The sequence below is a fragment of the Gallibacterium salpingitidis genome, from assembly GCF_001678495.1.
GTDB lineage: Bacteria > Pseudomonadota > Gammaproteobacteria > Enterobacterales > Pasteurellaceae > Gallibacterium > Gallibacterium salpingitidis.
The window spans coordinates 1-23,262 of sequence record NZ_JTJL01000007.1; the positions used below are offsets into that span (position 1 = coordinate 1).

Sequence of the window (23,262 nt, forward strand, 5' to 3'; positions counted from 1 at the left end):
TGTCAGCGGTCTGAGGGTACTGCAAAGTACCCTCTTCAAAAACATTTTTATTGCTTACTTATTTTAAGCTACCAACCATATCTTCTGGACGAACCCATTCATCGAATTGTTCTGCAGTAACAAAACCTAAGTTAATTGCTTCTTCACGTAATGTAGTACCATTTTTGTGAGCAGTTTTCGCAATTTTCGCTGCTTTTTCATAACCGATATGGGTATTTAATGCAGTTACCAACATTAATGAGTTTTCTAATTGCATTTTGATACGTGGATAGTTAGGTTCAATACCTACCGCGCAGTGTTCATCAAATGAGATACATGCGTCTGCTAATAATTGTGCAGATTGTAAGAAGTTAAACGCCATTACTGGTTTAAATACATTTAATTGGAAATGACCTTGTGAACCAGCAAATGAAATAGTAGTGTCGTTACCTAATACTTGCGCACAAACCATTGTTAACGCTTCACATTGAGTTGGGTTAACTTTACCTGGCATAATTGATGAACCTGGTTCATTTTCAGGAATTAAGATTTCACCAATACCTGAACGTGGGCCAGAAGCCAATAAACGGATATCGTTAGCAATTTTGTAAAGAGATACCGCTAATTGTTTTAAAGCACCATGAGTTTCCACAACCGCATCGTGAGTTGCTAATGCTTCAAATTTATTAACCGCAGTTACAAATGGTAAACCAGTAAATTTCGCAATATATTCTGCAACTTTTACATCATATCCTTTTGGCGTATTTAATCCTGTACCTACTGCTGTACCACCTAATGCCAATTGACCTAAATGAGGTAAAGTGTTTTTCAATGCTTTTAAGCCGAAATCTAATTGCGCTGCATAAGCTGAGAATTCTTGACCTAATGTTAATGGAGTAGCATCCATTAAGTGAGTACGACCAATTTTCACTACGTTAGTGAATTTAGCAGATTTTTCAGCAAAAGTTTTTTGTAAACGTTCAATCGCAGGAATAGTGGTTTCTACCACTTTTTTATATGCAGCAATGTGCATTGCTGTTGGATAAGTATCGTTTGAAGATTGTGATTTGTTTACATCGTCATTTGGGTGAATAATGCTTTTTTCACCAAGTTTGCCACCATTAAGAACGTGCGCACGATTTGCTACTACTTCGTTTACGTTCATATTTGATTGTGTACCTGAACCGGTTTGCCAAATAACGAGTGGGAATTGATCATCTAATTTATTTGCTAAAATTTCATCACAAGCTTGTGCAATTAAATCTCTTTTTTCGATTGGTAATACACCTAAATCATAGTTTGCATATGCTGCTGCTTTTTTTAAGTAACCGAATGCTTCGATAATTTCGTGTGGCATTGATGCTGATGGACCAATTTTGAAGTTGTTACGTGAACGTTCTGTTTGTGCTGCCCAGTATTTATCTGCTGGTACTTTCACTTCGCCCATAGTATCGTGTTCAATTCTAAATTCCATAATGATTACCTCTAAACAAATGTTAAAAAATTGGCGCAAGTTTAACACTCACGAGGTATAAATTGAATTTATCTAATGATGAAAATTTTTCTTTTATGACATAGATCATAAAATAAAAGGTGCTCACCACCATTAATGTGTATTTTATGTGCAGCTTTTCCTCTCATATTTAGCTATTTTTAGTTAGACGTTTAGACGTTTTACTTTCTAGATGTTTAGACATCTAAAATTTCTTGACATCATCCTCACTGCTCGTTAACTTATTCACCTATTCACTATAATAATAATCGCTGTTTTAGGAAGTTATATGCCTGCGCAACAACTCACATTATTCACAGATTCCGCGCTTACCCTTACGCTCGGTGGTTCACTGAAGAATATTACTGTTTGCTATCAAACTTATGGGCAAATCAATCCGCAACAAGATAATATCATTCTGATCTGTCATGCTTTAACCGGCGATGCTGAACCCTATTTTGCTGATAATAGCCAAAAAGGTTGGTGGCAAAATTTTATGGGGCCAGGTATGGCATTAGATACCGATAAATACTTCTTTATTTGTTCTAATGTGTTGGGTGGTTGTAAAGGTACGACTGGCCCAATGAGCGTAAACCCTGAAACAGGTTTACCTTATGGCGGTGATTTTCCACAAATTACCGTACAAGATATTGTTAAAGTACAAAAAGCACTGTTAGATCAACTCAATATTTCTCATTTACATGCGGTGATTGGTGGCTCTTTTGGTGGAATGCAGGCTACGCAATGGGCGATTAGTTACCCTGATTTTATGGATTATGTGGTAAATCTTTGTTCATCACTTTATATGAGTGCGGAAGCGATTGGTTTTAATCACGTAATGCGACAAGCGATTGTTCATGATCCAAACTTTAATCAAGGCAATTATTATCAAGGCAAGTATCCTGAACAAGGTTTGGCAACTGCCAGAATGTTAGGAATGTTAACTTATCGTACCCATACTCAATTAACTAAGGCTTTTGGGCGCGCCATTAAACAAGATACCAATTTTTTAGGTGATTATTTTCAAGTTGAGTCTTATCTAACCTATCAAGGACAAAAGTTTTTGGATCGTTTCGATGCTAATAGTTATTTGCAACTGACACGTGCTTTAGATTTATATGATCCCGCTATTGGTTTTGCTAATGTGACTGAAGCATTATCACGAATTAAGGCAAAATATACCTTAGTTGCAGTCACCAATGATCAGTTATTTAAATTAATCGATTTAGAAAAAAGCAAACAATTATTGGAAAAAGCCAAGGTTGATTTATCTTATGCAGAAATCACTTCTGATTTTGGTCACGATGCTTTTTTAGTGGATTATGAATTTTTTGCACCCAAAATTAGACGAGGTTTAGGAGAAATGACAGATTAAGTCATTCCTCCATCAGAATATTTTATTCTTCTAATACGACTTTCGCGATATAGCCTAATTGACGATATTGTTGAGCATAATCAATACCGTAGCCTACTACAAATTCATCAGGAATACTAAAGCCCACCCAGTCGACATTGACTTCCACTTCACGACGTGATGGTTTATCTAATAATGTACAAATAGTTAGTGAGTTAGGTTCGCGCAATGATAGAATTTGGTGCACTTTATCTAAGGTATAGCCAGTATCAATAATATCTTCGACGATTAAGACATCTTTGCCTTTAATATCACCTTCGAGATCTTTCGCAATTTTCACATCATGATTGGTAGTCATGCCACTGCCGTAACTAGAGGTTGTCATAAAATCTACTTCCAATGGCAATTTAATTTCTCTAACGAGATCAGCCATAAACATAAACGAGCCTCTTAATAAACCAACTACATATAAGCCATTGCTTTGTTTATGTTGATAATATTGTGTTATCTCTGCACCTAATTCTTTAATTCTTGACTTCACATCCGCTTCAGCAATTAATGTGTCAATGTGATGCTTTTTCATTGCGTTCTCCTCATTTCACCTAGCAATAAGCTGCGCTACTATACCGAAAAATACATGAATAAAAAACTAATATCATCATCTATCTGACTATTAACGATCTGTTTTGTGATAGTGCCAAAAATAATGAGGTTGTCTGATTTATTACAAACAACCTCATCAAAAAACCTCTAAACTGTTAAATTAATTTTACTTACTTCATTCCTCGCTTAGGCAGCTGATTCATCAATTCTTTCGCTTCTCTGAGTGCTTTCAAATAAGTTCTCGTCACAAGTAACAGTCTAAGCGTACAGAGACCAAGACCTGTAAGTAAAATGATAAATATGTATTCAAATGTTTCACCATACCAAACGCCAAGTACAATAAAGAAAAAAGCCTTTGCTAAGCTATCTTTTGACAATTTAGCAGATGAAATTTTTAAGATAGTGAAAGGTACTTCGAGTGCAGGATGATATATATAAGGAATCATATATCTTTTACTTTTCTTTGTATCCAAACGAAAGTAATTATAAACAACAATCAAAATACTAACAGCAGCACTACTGAATCCTACGGTAATAAGCCACTCAGGACCAGGATGGGTCTTAAACTGATCATAAATTAAAATTGCATACCAAATTAAAATTCCTAAATGCGAAATCCAAACAATACAAAGCGTTGTATTATGATATTTGATATAATTATCAGGATAAAATTCATCAGTCATAACCAGGTTCCTCAGTAGTAACTCAATATAAGAAAAGAAAGTATGCTTGATCATCTTTCGTTTTTCAATATAACAAAGTTGTTAGGAAACTCAATACATCCCATTATTCCTCTTACGCATTATTTTCTTTTCCTTATCTATAACGTCAGGAGATAAAATTCTTGATATTAACTCTTGTACTCGGCAAATCATTACAATAGTATTCGTGATTTGGTTTTTCTCATTATGGAGTACATTATGCACAATTTGATTATCTATGCTCACCCAAATGATGCAAGTTTTAACCATGCAATTTTAGATACTGTTGTTGAAGCTTCTCAGCAAAGAGGAATGGAAGTTTCTGTTCGTCATCTTTACCAACTAGATTTTAATCCGATTTTAACGTGGGACGAATTTCAGCAAATTAATCAAGGCAATATCCCCGCCGATATACAACAAGAACAGCAGCTGATTAAGCAAGCTGATCTGATTACCTTAATTTATCCATTATGGTGGATGGGCTTCCCTGCAATTCTAAAAGGTTACTTAGATCGTGTTCTCAGTCATGGTTTTGCTTATGAAACTGATGAAACTGGTAGCCGAGGACTATTAAATGATAAAAAAATGTTACAAATTGTAACAATAGGCAATAATGTACAAGAATATGAAAAACAAGGATTTATAAAAGCATTAGATGCTACTTTAATCAATGGATTGTTTAATTACTGCGGTATTACCGACATCAAACATTATTTCTTCGGTGATATTCATATTATTAGTGATCAAGATCGAAAAAAATATTTAACAGAAATAAAACATAAAATTTCACAATATAGGTAACCTTATGTTTTGCTTAACATTTTTACCAAAACTTTGAAAATACCTATTTATAGGTATTTATATTATTTTCTCACATTCATTATTATTACCAGTGATTCTCTGACGTGCTAATCCACTTGACCAAATATAATTTTATAAGTTATTATTCCGACATTTACTGTTCCACTTAACACTATTAACTGAGGTAATTTATGGTTAATCAATTGTTATCCGACACTGATAACGTACTCAAGATGTACTCTGAAGATTTTCCTAATATGCCATTAGAGCAAATCATTCTGGTACGCTTACTATTCAATGTAAATAGTAATTATCTTGAGCACCGCAACCATCTTCTTAAAGAAGTTGGTCTTAATCACACTCTATTCGAAGCTTTAATTGTTACCTATCTTCAACCTAATCACGAGATTCAACCTTCTCGTCTTAGTGAGATCTTAGGTTCATCACGTACTAACGCAACCCGTATTTCTGACGAATTGGTCGGCAAAGGATGGATCGATCGTGTTAGCGTTCCAGAAGATCGTCGTTGTTTTAGTTTACGTATTAACCAAAAAGGCCACGACTTCTTAAAAGAAATTTTCCCTCACCAGTGGGAATTGATGGGTTCTATTTTTAGTGTCTTAACTGATAAAGAGATCCAAACTCTACGCCGTTTATTACTCAAACTCTCTAAACGATTGGAAGAATATAACCTCCACCATAGAATATAATTTTGTATTTAGGGTCGTAACATGTCAGAGAATTCCGAACAAGACAAAAAAAATGCTGTTCGTAATAAAACCAGAAGGAAACATCTTGTTTCCTTCGTTGTTTTATTACTCCTTATTTCAATAATCAGTTTCGTTTATTGGCTTTTTTTCGTGAAAGATTTCACTGAAACTGATGATGCCTATGTTGCTGGCAATATTATTCAAGTTTCTTCGCAAGTTTCTGGTAGTATTTCTCAGTTAAACACTGAAAGCACCAGTTTAGTGAAGAAAGGCGACGTATTAGTACAGCTAGATGATACTGATGCCAAATTGGCACTTTCTCAAGCGAAACACACTTTAGCAGACGTAGTACGTAAAACAAGCCAACTTGCTTTTACTGAAAAACAATTAACTTCTCTTTTATCTGCTAAAAAAATTGCTTTAAAACAAGCAGAAGAAGATCTTGCACGCCGTCAATCTTTAAATAAAACAGGCGCAGTATCAAAAGAAGATTTTCAACACGCTGTTGATGCTGTCACTATGGCAAAAAGTGATCTAGAAGCAACACAAGAACAACTTAATGCAACGAAAGCATTATTGTTAGATACACCAATTGAGCAACAACCAAATGTGATTCAAGCTGCTGATAATGTTCGCCAGGCTTGGTTAAATTTACAACGTACTAAAGTTGTAAGCCCTGTTACTGGTTATGTGGCTAAACGCAGCGCACAAGTGGGTGAAAGCATTAAAGCAGGTTCACCTTTGTTGGCTGTTGTACCACTAGATCAAATTTGGATTGATGCCAATTTTAAAGAAACACAATTAAAAAATATTCGCCTAGGACAACCTGTAACAGTCGTATTTGATCTCTATGGCGATAATGTCGAATTCGATGGAAAAGTTGTAGGTATTGATGCTGGAACTGGAAGTGCTTTCTCTTTACTACCAACACAAAATGCAACTGGTAACTGGATTAAAGTTGTACAACGCTTACCTGTGCGTATCGAACTTGATCCTGAACAAGTACAAAAATATCCATTAAGAATTGGTCTTTCTGCAACCGTAGAAGTGAATACTTCTGACAGTAGTGGTGCTGTGCTACCAACAGATAGCAAAGCAGAAACACGCTACGCGACAGACACTCTGAATTATGATCTAGCGCCAATTAATCAAGAGATTATTGAAATTATTCAACAAAATAGTCATTGATTAGGAGGTAAAGATGAATACAACGCCGATTAAAGGCGGTGCATTAGTGATGATGACATTAGGGCTTGCATTAGCAACTTTTATGCAAGTCCTAGATTCAACCATTGCTAATGTAGCTATTCCAACTATCGCTGGTGACCTGGGTGCTTCCAGTACACAAGGAACGTGGGTAATCACCTCTTTTGGGGTGGCTAATGCAATTGCGATTCCGATTACTGGATGGCTCGCTCGTCGTTTTGGTGAAGTCAAATTATTCTTAGTATCTGTACTAATCTTTGTTATTGCATCATGGCTTTGTGGTATTTCACATTCATTAAATATGCTAATTGCTTGTCGTATTGTGCAAGGACTGGCTGCTGGGCCGATCGTACCGCTCTCACAAAGTCTATTATTGAATAATTATCCTCCGCAACGTCGTGCAATGGCGTTAGCATTCTGGTCAATGACCGTTGTGGTAGCACCAATTTGTGGGCCAATTTTAGGTGGCTGGTTAAGCGATGATTTTCATTGGGGCTGGATTTTCTTTATTAATATTCCAGTTGGGATTTTAGTGATTGTCTTCACACAAATGACTTTAGGTGATCGGGAGACAAAAACCTATCAACAACCAATTGATAGTATTGGTTTGATTCTGTTGATCCTTGGTGTTGGTGCATTGCAATTAATGCTAGATAGAGGACGTGAAGAAGATTGGTTCAATTCGACAGAAATCGTAGTATTAGCGATTATTGCTGCAGTTGGTTTAATTGCACTGATTATTTGGGAATTAGGTGAAAAACATCCAATTGTTGATATTGCATTATTTACGAAACGTAATTTTACGGTAGGTTGTATCTGTACTTCATTGGCGTTTTTAATTTATCTCGGTTCAGTGGTATTAATTCCTTTATTGTTACAACAAGTATATGGTTATACCGCTACCTGGGCTGGGTTAGCAACAGCGCCGATTGGTTTATTCCCGTTGTTACTTTCACCGATTATTGGGCGTTTCGGTTATAAAGTGGATATGCGTTTATTGGTTACTATTAGTTTCTTCGTTTACGCATTTACGTTCCACTGGCGTGCTGTTACCTTTGAACCTGAAATGAATTTTGCTGCTGTTGCATTACCTCAATTTATTCAGGGGATCGCGGTAGCTTGTTTCTTTATGCCATTAACCACTATCACCTTATCAGGATTGAAACCAGAAGAAACTGCCTCTGCTTCGAGTTTGTTTAATTTCTTGCGGACATTAGCAGGATCGGTTGGTACTTCATTAACTACATTTATGTGGTATAACCGCGAAGCTTTACATCATGGGCAGTTAGTGGAAAGTATCACTCCTTATAACCCAATGTCGCAGCAATATTTCCAAACTATGGCTGAAAAAGGGTTGAACGATACACAAACAGCAGCATTGTTAGCCAATCAAATTACACAACAAGGTTTGATTATTGGCGCAAATGAAATTTTCTATATTTCTGCGATTGCTTTTATGTTGTTGTTCGTAGTGATTTGGTTAGCAAAACCACCTTTTGGTGCAAGACATTAATATTGTTGTCGTTACAATATTGCTGCAATTTACTCTACTACTTCGCCTTACTAGCCCAAAAAAGCCGCTTTTATTATTTAAAATAAAGCGGCTTTTTCATCGTAAATTCTTTATCGTGATTTCTTAGCCTAATGAGTAAAAGATTTCTCTTTTGTATCTATTACGCAGATTTCTTTGCTGTAATTTTCCTACTGCAGCTACTGCAATTTCTCTACTGCAACTATCTTGTTACAGTTTTCCACTTTCTACTGATGTTATCTAATTATGCAACTCTACGTTTCTGCAAACGGTGAATTGTACTTACTACCGTACCTTGAATATTGAGTTCACTCATCTGCGTTACTTTAAGATTCGGATAACGTGAATCCAATGAGAAAAAGACAAACTTTCCTTCTTGTTCAGCAAAAAATTCATATAACTGTAAACCGTTATCTTGCTCAATCACCACTAAATCACCAATGTGTATTTCATTCGTTTTTTCAATGATCAACATATCGCCAGTATCAATTCCCCACGCAGTTAAATTCTCGTTGATCACACGTAAAAAGAAAGTTTCTTGTGGTTTCTTAATACAATATAAATTGAGATCCATACGGTAATGAACGTTACTCCGTTTATTGAAATACTCTTTTTGTGGATTATCATCATACAACGGTAATGGAAGATAAGAATATTTTTGTTCTGACTCGAACACATTATCAATACGCATTTGCATAGCCATCTCCACTTTCAATTAATACTTACACAGTTAACATTTAGCCAATATCCAGTTAATACTGTTTATTTATACAGCATAATTTACTGTATATTAATACAGTATTCAACAATTTTTTTTCCGATTAATTGATCGAAAGGCAAAGTTGAGTACACTGCTATTATTATCAACAAGTTAGACAGACAAAATGCAAATTCAACTAGATCAAGTAAAAATCAAAATTACCTCACAACAGTGGTTACAAATAGCACAATTTAAAATTACCCCACTCTCTTTTACCGTAATTGTTGGCCACAACGGCAGCGGAAAAAGCACTTTAAGTAAATTTATTAGCCAACATCAAGCACCTTATTCTGGAAAATATAGCAATGATTTCAAAAACATCAGTCTGGTTTCTTTAGCACAACAGCAAATTTTGTTAGAACAAATTTTTCGTGATTTGAATAATGATAGTGTTAGCCCTGATGATCAAGGCAAAACAGCTCGACAAATTATGCTTGAAAACCAATCTTATCCTGCTGAAAAGTTAATGCAGATTGCGAATATGGTTGGCATCACTGCTTACTTAGATCGTCCATTTAAATTATTATCTACTGGAGAAGCTCGCAAAATCTTACTTGCGAAAGCATTAATTGCCGACCCCGATTTATTGATTTTAGATGAACCTTTCGAAGGGTTAGATGCAGCTTCTCAACAACAATGGCTCTCCTTATTGCATCAACTAAAACAACATTTGACTATTGTGTTAGTTATCAATCGTCTTACCGACATTCCTCAGTGGGCAGATTCAATCGCTTTATTACATCAATGCCAATTAATTACACAACAATCGGCAGCTGAGATGCTCAACAGCGATATCTTTCAACAGTTATGTTATGCCGAAGAGGCCATTACTGTTCCTGTACCGCAAGCAGCAATGCCTGCGATTAAGTTGCCAGCTAATTTACAAACTATTTTTGATTTACAAGATGTTGTAGTGAAGTATGGTGAGAAAACTATTTTGCACCATCTTAATTGGCAGGTAAAACAAGGTGAACATTGGTGGATTAAAGGTCCAAATGGTTGTGGTAAATCTACACTGCTCTCGCTGATTAATGGCGATCATCCACAAGCTTTTAATAACAAAGTAAAACTGTTTGGCAAACAGCGAGGCAGCGGTGAAACCATCTGGGAAATTAAACAATATATCGGCTTTTTGAGTAACCATTTTCATTTGGACTATCGCGTTAACTGTTCCGCATTGATGATTATTATTTCCGGCTATTTTGACTCTATCGGTGTCTATCAGCATATTGATGAAAATACACGCTTAAACGCGCTGCAATGGTTAAAACGTATTGATATGGAAAAATTTGCCAACGCACCATTTCGCTCACTGTCTTGGGGACAACAACGCTTACTATTAATTGCGCGTGCTTTAGTAAAACATCCGCCTATTCTGATCTTAGATGAACCCTTAATGGGACTAGATGCACTCAATCGCCATTTGGTATTAACCTTTATTGATCAGCTTATTACTAATAGCGATACCCAGCTCTTTTTTGTTTCTCATCATCAAGAGGATCAACCTGAGTGTATCAATCGTATTTTTGAATTTATCCCTGTTAACGATACCTATCAGTATAAAATCACCGCTATCTAAATATAGCGATTTGGCTTAAGAACAGTGATCCAATTATCACTGTTCTTGAGTATTTTCCACCTTAGTTCTTAGTCGAATTAATACAGCTTTTTCCTATGGATATCAGGCTTTTCGTGCTATAATTCTCGACCGTTTTTGACAAAATTCAAACTTATAGGAAATGTCTAAATGAGCGATTTAGCAAAAGATATTATTCCAGTTAATATCGAAGAAGAGATGAAGTCTTCTTACCTTGATTATGCCATGTCGGTTATCGTTGGGCGTGCTTTGCCTGATGTACGAGATGGCTTAAAACCTGTTCACCGCCGCGTGTTATTTGCTATGGCAGTTGGTGGTAACGACTATAACAAACCTTATCGTAAATCGGCACGTATTGTCGGTGATGTTATCGGTAAATATCACCCTCATGGTGACTCTGCGGTTTATGATACCTTGGTTCGTATGGCGCAACCTTTTTCATTGCGTTATCCACTAGTAGATGGTCAAGGTAATTTTGGTTCTATCGATGGTGACTCTCCAGCGGCAATGCGTTATACCGAAGCTCGTATGACACAAATTGCCCACGAATTGCTTGCTGATTTAGACAAAGAAACTGTGGATTATCAACCGAACTATGATGGTTCGGAAATGATTCCTGAAGTGTTACCAACCAAAATTCCCGCTTTATTAGTCAATGGTTCAAGTGGTATCGCTGTTGGGATGGCGACCAATATTCCACCGCATAATTTAGGCGAAGTGATTGATGGTTGTTTAGCTTATATTGAAAATGATCAAATTTCGATTGATGAGTTAATGACTTACATTCCTGGCCCAGATTTCCCGACCGCTGCCATTATCAATGGTAAAAAAGGGATTGAGGAAGCTTATAAAACAGGGCGTGGTAAGATCTATATTCGTGCCAAAGCAGAAGTTGAAACAGACGATAAAGGGCGCGAAACCATTATCGTGCATGAAATCCCATATCAAGTAAATAAAGCACGTTTAATCGAAAAAATTGCTGAATTAGTTAAAGATAAAAAAGTTGAAGGCATTAGCGGTTTACGCGATGAATCCGATAAAGATGGTATGCGTATCGTGATTGAGATTAAGCGTGATGCAGTTGGCGAAATTGTGCTAAACAACTTATATGCTCTAACGCAATTACAAGTCACTTTCGGGATTAATATTGTCGCGCTAGATCATGGACAACCAAAATTACTCAATCTAAAAGAGTTGATTGAAGCCTTTGTGCTACATCGTCGTGAAGTAGTAACACGTCGCACTGTATATGAATTGCGTAAAGCTCGTGAAAGAGCACATATCTTAGAAGGTTTAGCAATTGCACTAACCAACATTGATCCGATTATTGAATTAATTCGTACCGCTCCTACTCCTGCCGCTGCGAAAGAAGCATTACTTGCACAACCTTGGCAACTTGGCAATGTAGCGGCAATGTTAGCTGCTACTGGTGTTGATGCGGCTCGTCCTGAAGATTTAGAAGAACATCTTGGTATTCGTGACGGTGTTTATCATCTTAGTGAAGCACAAGCTCAAGCTATCTTAGATTTGCGCTTACAAAAACTCACTGGCTTAGAACACGAAAAAATTCTAGATGAATATAAATCGTTACTAGATGTTATCGCTGAATTGTTGCATATCTTACATAGTCCAGAACGTTTGATGGAAGTTATTCGTGAAGAACTAGAAAAGATCAAAGCGCAATATAATGATGCTCGTTTAACTGAAATTACTGCAAGCAGCGGTGATATTAATTTAGAAGATTTAATCAATCCTGAAGATGTTGTGGTTACTTTATCACACGAAGGCTATGTGAAATATCAACCATTATCCGATTACGAAGCGCAACGTCGTGGCGGTAAAGGTAAATCAGCAACAAAAATGAAAGAAGAAGATTTCATTGAAAAACTGCTGGTAGCGAATACCCACGATACGATTCTCTGTTTCTCAAGTCGTGGTCGCCTCTATTGGTTGAAAGTTTATCAATTACCGCAAGCAAGTCGTGGCGCTCGTGGTCGTCCAATTGTTAACTTATTACCATTGGAAGAAAATGAACGAATCACTGCAATTTTACCAGTCAATGAGTATGCTGAAGATAAATATGTGGTAATGGCAACCGCTGGTGGTTTAGTGAAGAAAACAGCTTTAACTGAATTTAGTCGCCCACGTGCTAACGGTATTATTGCCGTCAATCTGAAAGATGATGATGAACTCATTGGTGTTGATATTACCGAAGGCAATAATGAAATTATGATATTCTCTGCTCAAGGGCGTGTAGTGCGTTTTGATGAAAATGCAGTACGTGCAATGGGACGAACCGCTGCTGGTGTTCGTGGTATTAAATTAGCCTTGACCAATGATATTTCTGATGAAGAAAACGACACTGAAGATAGTAGTGATGAAAGCGAACAAACACTTGATTTAACTATTGATAAAGTGGTGTCTTTGGTAATACCGAAAACTAATGGTGCGATCTTAACTGCAACGCAAAACGGTTACGGTAAACGTACAGAATTAACTGAATATCCGACAAAATCTCGTAATACTAAAGGCGTGATCTCTATTAAAGTTAGCGAACGTAACGGTAAAGTTGTGGCTGCAACTCAAGTAGAAGAAAACGACCAAATTATGCTGATTACTGATGCAGGTACTTTAGTTCGTACTCGCGTTGCCGAAATTAGTTTGGTTGGTAGAAATACCCAAGGTGTACGCTTAATTCGTACTTCAGAAACAGAACAAGTAGTCAGTATTGAACGTGTCTGTGATGATGACGAAGATAGCAGTGATGAAGTCACTGAATAAATAATCAACACTTCTTTTCTAAGGCGACAAAAGTCGCCTTTTTTATTAAGCTTTGCCTTGATTCCTGATTTAAAGTGCAGTATTTTATGTCTAGACATCTAAACGTCCAATTTATTAATAATTATGAGGTTTAAAATGAGTAAATTATTCCCAAATGCAACACAACGTACTAAAGCCCCTTATCGTTTCGATATTGTTGGTAGTTTCTTACGCCCAGAAGCGTTGAAATTAGCACGCAGCCAATGCCAATGTGGTGATATTAGTTGCGCCGATCTAACCGCAGTAGAAGATCAAGAAATCAGTAAATTAGTAGCACACCAAAAACAAGTTGGATTACATGCTGTTACTGATGGTGAATTTCGCCGTACTTTCTGGCATATGGACTTTTTAGCTGCATTAGAAGGTGTGCAAGAAGTCGATGCTAAACAATTTTCTGTACAATTTAAACATCACAATGTACGTCCAAAAACATTAAAAATTGTAGGTAAAATTGGTTTTGGCGAACATCCATTCCTAGAACATTATCGTTCATTGCAAAAAATTGCTGGTGATTATCCAGTGAAGTTCACTATTCCGTCACCAAGTATGTTGCATTTGATTTGTCTAGTACGTGAAACAGATTATCAGCCAATTGATTTATATAAAGATAATGAACAACAACTATTAGCTGACTTAGCACAAGCATATCGTGATGCTATTGCTAAATTCTATGCACTAGGTTGCCGTAACCTACAATTAGATGATACCAGTTGGGGTGAATTATGTTCCGAAGAGAAACGCGCTGCTTATACCGCTCGTGGTATTGATGTCGATCAGCTTGCTAAAACTTATGTGAATTTAATTAATGAATCAATTAAAGATAAACCAGCTGATATGACTATTACCATGCATATTTGTCGTGGTAATTTCCGCTCTACTTGGTTCTCTTCTGGTGGCTATGAACCAGTGGCTGAAACTTTATTTGGACACTGTAAAATTGATGGTTTCTTCTTAGAGTATGACAGCGATCGTGCTGGCGACTTCAAACCACTACGTTTTATTAAAGATCAACAAGTTGTTTTAGGCCTTGTTACCTCAAAAAGCGGCGAATTAGAAGATAAAAATGCCATTATTGAGCGTATTAAAGAGGCTGCTCAATATGTTGATATCAATCAGCTTTGCTTAAGTCCACAATGTGGTTTTGCTTCAACTGAAGAAGGCAATGTATTAACTGAAGAGCAACAATGGAAAAAACTCGAATTTATTCGTGAAATCAGCGAAGAAGTTTGGGGCAAATAGTTAATCCAAATTTATTTTCAATTTTTCACTTCTTAAAGCTATATCTTAATTAAGGTATAGCTTTTTTATCGTTCTCAGCCTAAGCATCTTATTTTGTCCTTTATCTATCTTTTAGCATTATTTCTATTTCATACCCTATTTTTTAGACTATATATAACTTTTTGATTTAAAAGAGATTTATATCATTGACAAAAAAAGGGGTAACCATTACCGTATAAACGCTATCCCTTGTTGTTACTAGGATAAAGCTCTTTAACAATCTACTTTACTGCCGCACAGGCAGCTTAGAAAGTATGGATAAACCTATTGATAACTTGATGAATCTTTACTGCCGCACAGGCAGCTTAGAAAAACTTGGAAAGAATTAAATTCTCGCTATTTATCTTTACTGCCGCACAGGCAGCTTAGAAATATCTCATAGACGTCTAAAATATCATGATTGACTTTACTGCCGCACAGGCAGCTTAGAAAATAGCAGAAACATTAAATGCACCTGTGAATTTCTTTACTGCCGCACAGGCAGCTTAGAAAACCTAGTCTAGGCTTTTTTATTGGGATTTATTCTTTACTGCCGCACAGGCAGCTTAGAAAGATTGATTTAGTTACTTTAGAAGCGAGATTGGCTTTACTGCCGCACAGGCAGCTTAGAAATAGTACTGATTTCTCTGCTGTGATGTTGTATACTTTACTGCCGCACAGGCAGCTTAGAAATGAAGGGCATACTTGGAAATCCTATTGTGAATCTTTACTGCCGCACAGGCAGCTTAGAAAGTAACGAGCAAGTACGGTTAAATTCATTGAATCTTTACTGCCGCACAGGCAGCTTAGAAAAATTTGTAGAACCAGAAGCGCCTTCTGCTACACTTTACTGCCGCACAGGCAGCTTAGAAAAATCCAGTAATCGCAGTCTTGTTCAATCTGTCCTTTACTGCCGCACAGGCAGCTTAGAAATACGCCATCTAGCGCAAAGGGTAATTGCGTTACTTTACTGCCGCACAGGCAGGTTAGAAATTGCTCGAACGGTGTAATTACAAAATCTTCCACTTTACTGCCGCACAGGCAGCTTAGAAACTGAAGATAAAAAAGGTGCTAAGCCGATCGGTCTTTACTGCCGCACAGGCAGCTTAGAAATTTATAGCGGTGTAATTGCACAGCATTGTTAACTTTACTGCCGCACAGGCAGCTTAGAAATGGTAGGTCTGAATTTGTGCTGATTGCACTGTCTTTACTGCCGCACAGGCAGCTTAGAAAACTAAATCAGGACGGTAAGCGCCATGGCGCAACTTTACTGCCGCACAGGCAGCTTAGAAAATTGAAGTGTGTGAAGGTTCTAACGTGACAGCACTTTACTGCCGCACAGGCAGCTTAGAAATCTAACAGATGATGAATTATCAAAGTTGTTTACTTTACTGCCGCATAGGCAGCTTAGAAATTCCTCGTTTATTCAAAGAAAATATTGAGGAACTTTACTGCCGCATAGGCAGCTTAGAAAATATGGAAGCGTTCATGATGGACGCACAAAGCCTTTACTGCCGCATAGGCAGCTTAGAAATACTGATGACTATGCCAATTATCAAGCAGAACCTTTACTGCCGCATAGGCAGCTTAGAAACTTTGCAGGTATTGTATTCCTCGCACTGTCGGCTTTACTGCCGCATAGGCAGCTTAGAAATCTTGCTCTACTCACATGAATCACGCGAGCAACTTTACTGCCGCATAGGCAGCTTAGAAAGCCGGCGGGTGTTACAACAGTCACATCAACAATCTTTACTGCCGCATAGGCAGCTTAGAAAATATACCTCAGCAGTGCCACATACCTCAGCATCTTTACTGCCGCATAGGCAGCTTAGAAATAGCACGGATAACGATACCATCAAACAGGAACCTTTACTGCCGCATAGGCAGCTTAGAAAAGTCGTCATCGGAGAAGATCGAGATTATCTCCCTTTACTGCCGCATAGGCAGCTTAGAAAGCTAACCCAACAGGAAACTACGGGTTAGAACACTTTACTGCCGCATAGGCAGCTTAGAAATCTTCACCTCGAACTGCATTACCTTTCTTATCACTTTACTGCCGCATAGGCAGCTTAGAAATATCGATCATGACAACACTAAACAGATTGAGACTTTACTGCCGCATAGGCAGCTTAGAAAACTTCCTCTAATGGAAGTTTCACGATGCGCAACTTTACTGCCGCATAGGCAGCTTAGAAAACGCCGAAATCGTCAGGAAAACCACAAGTAATCTTTACTGCCGCATAGGCAGTATAAATATAAAGAAAAAGCCCCGATAATTCGGGGCTTTTTGATCAGCTACCGCATAGGCAGCTTAGAAAATAATTAAATTATTTTTCAACTGTTGTTTGGTGTTGACCACTTACAGAAACTTCAACACGACGATCTGGTGCTAAGCAAGCGATTAATGCTTTACGACCTTTAACTGCATCACAAGTATTGCCAGTTACAGGGTTTGCTTCACCATAACCAACTGCTTTAATTACATCTGGAGAAACAGATTTAGAAACTAAGTAGTTAGCAACAGTGTTAGCACGATCTTGAGAAAGTTTTAAGTTATATTTGTCAGAACCGATACGGTCTGTATAACCAGCAACTTCAACTGATGATAAGTTACCAACTTTAGAAATTTCTTGTTGTAAGTTATCTAATGATTGTGCTGCTTCTGGTTTTAAGTTTGCTTTACCGAAAGCAAATAATACATCAGAACTTAATGCAAATTTCTTGTTAACAACTTCAACTGCTGGAGCTGGAGCTTGTTCACCTTGACCAAAACGGTAAGAAAGACCTAAAGATACAGAACCAATGCTTGGGCTGTATGAAACATCATCATTAAATTGACTTACTTTACCAACTTTAGCAACCCATTGGTATTCTAAACGTGCTGCTAATTCTGGAAGAATTGCATATTCTACACCAGCTGCAAATACTGGAGATACTTTTAATTTATGTTCAGAAGCTGTTTTAACGCCATCATCGTGTTGTGTATAGTCAGAACGGATTAATGCAGCACCTAAACGACCATACACATCTAAACCATCAACATAAGCTACTGGGTAACTTGCTTTTAAGCTAAGATTTAAACCGTGAGCTGTATGTCTTGAACGCTCAGAATCACCATCATGCATTCTTAACTTACCATAGAAGTCATAACCTGCTTCAACAGCGAAATTATCAGTGATTTGATAACCACCGAATACACCATAAGTTTCAGAATTACGATGAACTGCATCAGTACCACCGTATTCCTTATCAAATTGATTTACATCATTGTGGAATGATGCCCAACCAGCTTTCGCACCAGCGTAGAAAGTATTTGCTTGAGGAGCTGCTTGTGCTACTGATACGAATGCTAATCCTGAAATTGCTAATGCGATTGCAGTCTTTTTCATTATAAAATCCTCTTGAATTTATTATCTATATTTAGATTTTGAGGTTTGTATTTACATAAAAGACATGGTAAACAACAACCTCTCCCCAAAATAAATGAGATCCAGCTCACTTATTTGGTAACGCATATTATCGCTATTGATCAACTTAAAATCAAACATTTATTCTATTTTTGTTTAAAAAATCAACTTTTTTAGATTAAAACGTTATCAATCATCCTCTGTGATTTTATTTTTTTAAAATTTTTACTTAGATCTACTCCTAAACGAGTGATCTCGCATTTCTTTCTTGATTTTTGTGCTAGTATAACTGCCGTTTATGCACACAAATTAACACAACATACAGAGGCTTATTATGATCATTCCCTATTTAGCGAGTCAGCAACAACTCGATCCATTAGTAAATCAATATCTTACTCAATTAAGGCAACAAGGATTTCTCGGCGATATCGCTTCCCATTATGCAGATCGACTCTCTCTCGCTACTGACAATAGTGTTTATCAACAATTACCCCAAGCAATTCTTTTTCCAAAAGAAGTTGCTGATATCGTAAGGCTAACTAAATTAGCCCAACGTAATGAATTTAAATCGCTCAAATTCACTCCTAGAGGTGGCGGTACAGGAACCAATGGTCAATCTTTAAATAGCACCATTATTGTGGATCTTTCCCGCCATATGAACCAAATTCTCGAATTAAATGTAAAAGAACATTGGGTACGCGTACAAGCAGGTGTTGTTAAAGATCAATTAAACCGTTTTCTTAAGCCTCACGGTTTATTTTTTGCTCCAGAACTCTCCACCAGTAATCGCGCTACTATCGGTGGTATGGTTAATACCGATGCTTCCGGGCAAGGATCATTACAATATGGCAAAACATCTGATCATGTGATTGCATTACGTTCAGTGTTAATTAATGGCGATATTCTTGATACACAAGCAATTAGCTGTGATAACTTTGCTGAAAATATTGCACAAACCAATCTCTCGCAAACTGGTAAACAAATTCACCAACAAGTCGAACAATTGTGCCGTCAACATCGTCAGCAAATTCTGACACAATTACCACAATTAAATCGTTTTATCACCGGATACGACCTCAATCATGTATTTGATGCTGAACTAGCTCAATTTAATTTAAGTCGTATTTTAACTGGTTCAGAGGGTTCACTTGCTTTTGCTTGTGAAGCCAAACTTAACCTATTACCAATTCCGCAATATCGTACTTTAATCAATATTAAATATCGCTCCTTTGATGCTGCATTACGCCATGCACCAGCAATGGTTGCGGCTAAAGCGCTTTCCGTAGAAACAGTTGATTCCAAAGTTCTTAATTTAGCGAAACAAGATATTATTTGGCACTCGGTTTCCGATTTATTAAAAGAAGAAGATAACTCGCCAATTTTAGGTTTAAATATCGTTGAATACGCTGGCAATAATGAAAAATATCAACAACAGCAAGTTGCTCAGTTATGCCAACGCTTAGATCAAGAGATCGCTAATCAACAAAATGATGTTATTGGGTACCAAGTTTGCACCGATTTAGCTTCGGTAGAAAAAATTTATGCGATGCGCAAAAAAGCGGTTGGTTTATTAGGTAATGCCAAAGGTCGCGCAAAACCCATCCCATTTGTCGAAGATACCTGCGTACCGCCAGAAAACCTCGCTGATTACATTGCTGATTTCCGCGCTTTATTAGATAAACATAATTTAGATTATGGTATGTTCGGTCACGTTGATGCCGGTGTATTACACGTGCGTCCAGCATTAGATCTCTGTGACCCTGAACAAGTGAAATTATTTAAATCTATCTCTGATCAAGTAGCGAATTTAACGCAACAATATGGCGGATTAATTTGGGGAGAACATGGTAAAGGTGTGCGTGGTGAATATAGTCGTCAATTCTTTGGTGATGAATTATGGCACGTGCTGCAACAAATCAAAACACTCTTTGATCCAGAAAATCGCTTAAATCCAGGTAAAATCTGTACACCATTAGATTCTGATGCCAAATTATTTGAAGTGCTTTCACCAATGCGTGCAGATTACGATCGTCAAATTCCAATCGCCATTAAAGATCAATTTGCCGGTGCAATGAATTGTAATGGTAACGGACTATGCTTCAATTTTGATGTGGACAGCGCTATGTGCCCATCCATGAAAATTAGCCGTAATCGTGTCTTTTCACCAAAAGGACGCGCTGCCTTAGTGCGTGAATGGTTACGTTTATTAGCACAAGCCAATGTTTCCGCTGAACAGTTAGATTTCAGAAAAAATGAGATTAAATTAACTGATTTAGTGGAAAAATTGCGTAATCGTTTCAGTAAAAAACATCAAGATGACTTTTCACACGAAGTCAAAGCAGCAATGGATACTTGTTTATCATGTAAAGCCTGCGCTAGCCAATGTCCAATTAAAATTGATGTACCAGACTTTAAAGCGAAATTCCTTTACCTTTATCATCATCGCTACCCTCGTCCAATTAAGGATTATGTGGTTGCTAATGTGGAAAATGTCGCGCCATTAATGGCTAAAGCACCTGTATTTTTTAATGCAATCACAACAAATCCACTAGTAGAACAAGTAGCACGTAAATATATTGGTATGGTCGCATTGCCACAACTTTCTGTACCATCGCTACAAAAACAATTAGTGGAAATTAATTATAAAGATCGTTCATTAGAACAATTAGAACAGTTACCGCTTAAGCAACGAGAAAAAATGCTCTTTATAGTACAAGATCCTTTCACCTCTTTTTATGATGCAAAAGTAGTGGCTGATTTTGTCCGTTTAAGCAAAAAACTCGGTTTTGACCCAATCGTATTACCATTTAAACCTAATGGTAAAGCACAACACGTTAAAGGTTTCTTAACTCGTTTTAGTAAAACTGCGCGTAAACAGGCGGAAGCATTAAACCGAATTGCCAAACTCGGCATACCTTTAGTTGGTGTTGATGCTGCTGTTGTACTTTCTTATCGTGATGAATATCGTCAAGTGCTTGGTGAAAAACGTGGTAATTTCGCTGTTTTAACTTCTCAAGAATGGCTGTCACAAGTATTAACTTCTATTGAAACACGTCATTCTGAAAACGAAAATCCGCACACTTGGTATCTTTTCCCTCATTGTACGGAAAGTAGTTTATTGCCAAATAGTAGCAAAGCGTGGCAATCCATTTTTGCTAAATTTGGTGAAAAATTAGAAGTGGTATCCGTCGGTTGTTGCGGTATGGCAGGTACATTCGGTCATGAAACTGTTCACGAAGAAACGTCAAAAGCGATCTATCAGCTCTCTTGGGAGAAAAAATTGCAAGATAAAGACTTAGATCACTGTTTAGTGTCTGGTTATTCTTGCCGTAGTCAAGTGAAACGTATGCAACACCAAATTAGTAAACACCCATTACAAGGATTGTTGGAGATTTTAAATTAATGGAAATTTGGAAAAAAAAATTTACGCTCGAAGACTTAAATCAAGCAAACAAAAACACTGCTGCCGAACAGCTTGGGATTGAATTTATCGCTTATGGCGATGATTGGATGGAAGCAGCCTTAACCGTAGATCACCGTAATTGCCAACCGGTAGGGCTGCTGCATGGTGGTTCTTCAGCACTATTAGCTGAAACCGTTGGTTCTTATGCAGGTTTTTGTGCTTGTGAAGAGGGTAAAGGCATTGTTGGTGTGGAGATCAATGCCAATCACCTCAAAGCAATGAAAATGGGCGAGCGTGTAGTGGCGCGAGCAACGCCATTACACATTGGTAGAACCTTACACGTTTGGCAAATCAATATTACAGACTCACAACAACGTCTTTGCTGTCAAAGCCGTTTGACCTTAGCTGTATTGGATCAAAACAAAGAGTAATTATGTCTGCAACTAAAATTGGCGTTTTATTGGTAAATTTAGGTACGCCAGATCAACCAACAACTACCGCCATAAAACGCTATTTACATCAATTTTTAACTGATCCTCGTGTGATTGATTTACCGCGTTGGCAATGGCTGCCCTTGCTGAATCTGATAATTTTGCCCAAACGTGCACCGCGCGTCGCGAAACTCTATCAGCAAATTTGGCAAGCTGAAGGTTCCCCTTTACTGGCAATTAGTCAGCAACAGAAAATAGCACTGCAACAACGTTTTAACTCACAACAGCAAAATGTAGTGGTGGAGCTGGCAATGACTTATGGTAATCCATCTATTACCGCAGCATTAACTAAACTCTATCAAGCTAAAGTTGAACGGATAATCTTATTACCGCTTTATCCGCAATATAGCAGTACCACGACGGCTTCTGTGTTAGACGCTTTTTATAAAGCATTGCAGCAACAGCGCTGTATCTTGCCGTTTGATGTGATTTTTTCTTACCATAATCACCCTTTATACATTGCTGCTCTAGCGAAAACAGTGGCGCAATCTAAACAAGCAGATGAACACTTGTTGATCTCTTTCCATGGTATTCCTGTACGTTATCAACAGGAGGGAGATTATTATCCTGAACATTGCCAACAAACTGCTGATGCCTTGGCTCAGCAGCTGAATTTATCAAATGATCAATGGACACTGAGTTACCAATCACGTTTCGGTAAAGAGGAGTGGCTACAACCTTATACTGATGAAACTTTGCTGAGTTTACCTAAGCGAAACATCAAAAAGGTTGTTGTTATTTGTCCCGGTTTTGCCGCAGATTGTTTAGAAACTTTAGAAGAGATTGCGCAAGAAAATAAACGCTATTTTCTACAAGCTGGTGGCGAGAGTTATCGTTATATTCCAGCCTTAAATGCCAATAGCGATCATATTGAGCTGTTATATCAATTAATTGATGAAAAGCTAAGCTAAAAACATAGCGTATAAAGGTGAATTTATACGTTATTTCAGCTTATTGACAAAGTCAATTATAAAACTTTTAGCTAAATTATTTCTTATCTCAAATTTAGGTTTCGCCCTAAAGGGCGACCTACTTTTATTCGCAAGTGTACTTTGTTCACTTGCTCACCCTACGGGTCGTTGCAAGCAACGTTCAAAAAGCTAACGCTTTTTGTCTTTGCTTGTATAAAGAAAAGTAGGCAAAAGAAATA

General features: G+C 37.4%; 16 protein-coding genes and 1 CRISPR repeat array. Of the genes, 11 read left to right on the top strand and 5 right to left on the bottom strand.

What is annotated here, in order from left to right:
* Positions 1 to 58: 58 nt before the first annotated feature.
* Entirely contained in the window at positions 59 to 1,453 is a 1,395-nt protein-coding gene (gene fumC, locus QS62_RS02335; protein WP_066105342.1) for a class II fumarate hydratase, read from the bottom strand.
* Positions 1,454 to 1,760: 307 nt separating this feature from the next.
* Here fumC and metX point away from each other — a divergent pair, with 307 nt between their 5' ends.
* Positions 1,761 to 2,846, top strand: a complete 1,086-nt coding sequence (gene metX, locus QS62_RS02340) for a homoserine O-acetyltransferase MetX (RefSeq protein ID WP_066105345.1) — start codon at positions 1,761 to 1,763, stop codon at positions 2,844 to 2,846.
* A gap of 22 nt (positions 2,847 to 2,868) precedes the next feature.
* Here the strand turns inward: metX and hpt are convergent, their stop codons facing one another.
* Together hpt and QS62_RS02350 are read right to left on the bottom strand one after the other, a co-directional pair.
* Positions 2,869 to 3,408 carry a hypoxanthine phosphoribosyltransferase gene (gene hpt, locus QS62_RS02345; RefSeq protein WP_066105348.1) on the bottom strand — a complete coding sequence of 180 codons (540 nt, stop codon included), beginning with the start codon at positions 3,406 to 3,408 and terminating at the stop codon, positions 2,869 to 2,871.
* Between the two features lie 190 nt (positions 3,409 to 3,598).
* Positions 3,599 to 4,111 carry a hypothetical protein gene (locus QS62_RS02350; RefSeq protein ID WP_066105351.1) on the bottom strand — a complete coding sequence of 171 codons (513 nt, stop codon included), beginning with the start codon at positions 4,109 to 4,111 and terminating at the stop codon, positions 3,599 to 3,601.
* Between the two features lie 237 nt (positions 4,112 to 4,348).
* Here QS62_RS02350 and QS62_RS02355 point away from each other — a divergent pair, with 237 nt between their 5' ends.
* The 4 genes from QS62_RS02355 to QS62_RS02370 all read left to right on the top strand — a co-directional run bounded on the left by QS62_RS02355 (position 4,349) and on the right by QS62_RS02370 (position 8,359).
* Complete coding sequence (locus QS62_RS02355) at positions 4,349 to 4,930, top strand: NAD(P)H-dependent oxidoreductase (protein WP_066105354.1); 582 nt, start codon at positions 4,349 to 4,351, stop codon at positions 4,928 to 4,930.
* A 191-nt stretch (positions 4,931 to 5,121) separates the two neighbouring features.
* Positions 5,122 to 5,640: a transcriptional repressor MprA gene (gene mprA / locus QS62_RS02360; protein ID WP_066105357.1), complete on the top strand. Its 519-nt coding sequence runs from the start codon at positions 5,122 to 5,124 to the stop codon at positions 5,638 to 5,640.
* Positions 5,641 to 5,661: 21 nt separating this feature from the next.
* Positions 5,662 to 6,828, top strand: coding sequence for an EmrA/EmrK family multidrug efflux transporter periplasmic adaptor subunit (locus QS62_RS02365; protein WP_066105360.1), 1,167 nt, complete (start codon positions 5,662 to 5,664; stop codon positions 6,826 to 6,828).
* A gap of 13 nt (positions 6,829 to 6,841) precedes the next feature.
* Positions 6,842 to 8,359 carry a DHA2 family efflux MFS transporter permease subunit gene (locus tag QS62_RS02370; protein WP_066105362.1) on the top strand — a complete coding sequence of 506 codons (1,518 nt, stop codon included), beginning with the start codon at positions 6,842 to 6,844 and terminating at the stop codon, positions 8,357 to 8,359.
* Between the two features lie 262 nt (positions 8,360 to 8,621).
* On the opposite strand, the gene QS62_RS02375 is transcribed toward QS62_RS02370, so the two are convergent.
* Positions 8,622 to 9,074, bottom strand: coding sequence for a LexA family protein (locus QS62_RS02375; RefSeq protein ID WP_066105364.1), 453 nt, complete (start codon positions 9,072 to 9,074; stop codon positions 8,622 to 8,624).
* A 187-nt stretch (positions 9,075 to 9,261) separates the two neighbouring features.
* On the opposite strand from QS62_RS02375, the gene modF reads away from it, so the two are divergent.
* From modF to QS62_RS02390, 3 genes are all read left to right on the top strand, one after another.
* A complete protein-coding gene (gene modF / locus QS62_RS02380; protein ID WP_066105368.1) occupies positions 9,262 to 10,716 on the top strand; it encodes a molybdate ABC transporter ATP-binding protein ModF in 1,455 nt (484 codons plus the stop codon).
* Positions 10,717 to 10,884: 168 nt separating this feature from the next.
* The gene (gene gyrA / locus QS62_RS02385) at positions 10,885 to 13,515 is read left to right on the top strand and encodes a DNA topoisomerase (ATP-hydrolyzing) subunit A (RefSeq protein WP_066105370.1); all 2,631 of its coding nucleotides are present in this window, start codon (positions 10,885 to 10,887) and stop codon (positions 13,513 to 13,515) included.
* A 135-nt stretch (positions 13,516 to 13,650) separates the two neighbouring features.
* Positions 13,651 to 14,793, top strand: coding sequence for a 5-methyltetrahydropteroyltriglutamate--homocysteine S-methyltransferase (locus QS62_RS02390; RefSeq protein ID WP_066105373.1), 1,143 nt, complete (start codon positions 13,651 to 13,653; stop codon positions 14,791 to 14,793).
* Between the two features lie 263 nt (positions 14,794 to 15,056).
* A CRISPR array of direct repeats spans positions 15,057 to 17,067; the repeat unit is 28 nt; unit sequence CTTTACTGCCGCACAGGCAGCTTAGAAA.
* Positions 17,068 to 17,138: 71 nt separating this feature from the next.
* Here the strand turns inward: QS62_RS02390 and ompA are convergent.
* Complete coding sequence (gene ompA / locus QS62_RS02395; RefSeq protein ID WP_066105375.1) at positions 17,139 to 18,200, bottom strand: porin OmpA; 1,062 nt, start codon at positions 18,198 to 18,200, stop codon at positions 17,139 to 17,141.
* Between the two features lie 352 nt (positions 18,201 to 18,552).
* On the opposite strand from ompA, the gene ydiJ reads away from it, so the two are divergent.
* The 3 genes from ydiJ to hemH are packed head-to-tail and all read left to right on the top strand — an operon-like array spanning position 18,553 to position 23,023.
* Positions 18,553 to 21,621 carry a D-2-hydroxyglutarate dehydrogenase YdiJ gene (gene ydiJ / locus QS62_RS02400; RefSeq protein ID WP_066105377.1) on the top strand — a complete coding sequence of 1,023 codons (3,069 nt, stop codon included), beginning with the start codon at positions 18,553 to 18,555 and terminating at the stop codon, positions 21,619 to 21,621.
* A complete protein-coding gene (locus tag QS62_RS02405; RefSeq protein ID WP_066105379.1) occupies positions 21,621 to 22,052 on the top strand; it encodes a hotdog fold thioesterase in 432 nt (143 codons plus the stop codon). The genes ydiJ and QS62_RS02405 overlap by 1 nt, the downstream gene beginning before the upstream one ends.
* 2 nt (positions 22,053 to 22,054) lie before the next feature.
* Positions 22,055 to 23,023, top strand: a complete 969-nt coding sequence (gene hemH, locus QS62_RS02410) for a ferrochelatase (RefSeq protein WP_066105381.1) — start codon at positions 22,055 to 22,057, stop codon at positions 23,021 to 23,023.
* Positions 23,024 to 23,262 lie beyond the last annotated feature (239 nt).

Bases quoted from the DNA above. Each gene is read 5' to 3' on its own strand.
- QS62_RS02390 (WP_066105373.1), top strand. From the start codon at position 13,651: ATGAGTAAATTATTCCCAAATGCAACACAACGTACTAAAGCCCCTTAT.
- hemH (WP_066105381.1), top strand. From the start codon at position 22,055: ATGTCTGCAACTAAAATTGGCGTTTTATTGGTAAATTTAGGTACGCCA.
- QS62_RS02375 (WP_066105364.1), bottom strand. From the start codon at position 9,074: ATGCAAATGCGTATTGATAATGTGTTCGAGTCAGAACAAAAATATTCT.
- fumC (WP_066105342.1), bottom strand. From the start codon at position 1,453: ATGGAATTTAGAATTGAACACGATACTATGGGCGAAGTGAAAGTACCA.
- QS62_RS02350 (WP_066105351.1), bottom strand. From the start codon at position 4,111: ATGACTGATGAATTTTATCCTGATAATTATATCAAATATCATAATACA.
- QS62_RS02370 (WP_066105362.1), top strand. From the start codon at position 6,842: ATGAATACAACGCCGATTAAAGGCGGTGCATTAGTGATGATGACATTA.
- gyrA (WP_066105370.1), top strand. From the start codon at position 10,885: ATGAGCGATTTAGCAAAAGATATTATTCCAGTTAATATCGAAGAAGAG.
- ydiJ (WP_066105377.1), top strand. From the start codon at position 18,553: ATGATCATTCCCTATTTAGCGAGTCAGCAACAACTCGATCCATTAGTA.
- ompA (WP_066105375.1), bottom strand. From the start codon at position 18,200: ATGAAAAAGACTGCAATCGCATTAGCAATTTCAGGATTAGCATTCGTA.
- QS62_RS02355 (WP_066105354.1), top strand. From the start codon at position 4,349: ATGCACAATTTGATTATCTATGCTCACCCAAATGATGCAAGTTTTAAC.
- modF (WP_066105368.1), top strand. From the start codon at position 9,262: ATGCAAATTCAACTAGATCAAGTAAAAATCAAAATTACCTCACAACAG.
- hpt (WP_066105348.1), bottom strand. From the start codon at position 3,408: ATGAAAAAGCATCACATTGACACATTAATTGCTGAAGCGGATGTGAAG.
- QS62_RS02405 (WP_066105379.1), top strand. From the start codon at position 21,621: ATGGAAATTTGGAAAAAAAAATTTACGCTCGAAGACTTAAATCAAGCA.
- mprA (WP_066105357.1), top strand. From the start codon at position 5,122: ATGGTTAATCAATTGTTATCCGACACTGATAACGTACTCAAGATGTAC.
- QS62_RS02365 (WP_066105360.1), top strand. From the start codon at position 5,662: ATGTCAGAGAATTCCGAACAAGACAAAAAAAATGCTGTTCGTAATAAA.
- metX (WP_066105345.1), top strand. From the start codon at position 1,761: ATGCCTGCGCAACAACTCACATTATTCACAGATTCCGCGCTTACCCTT.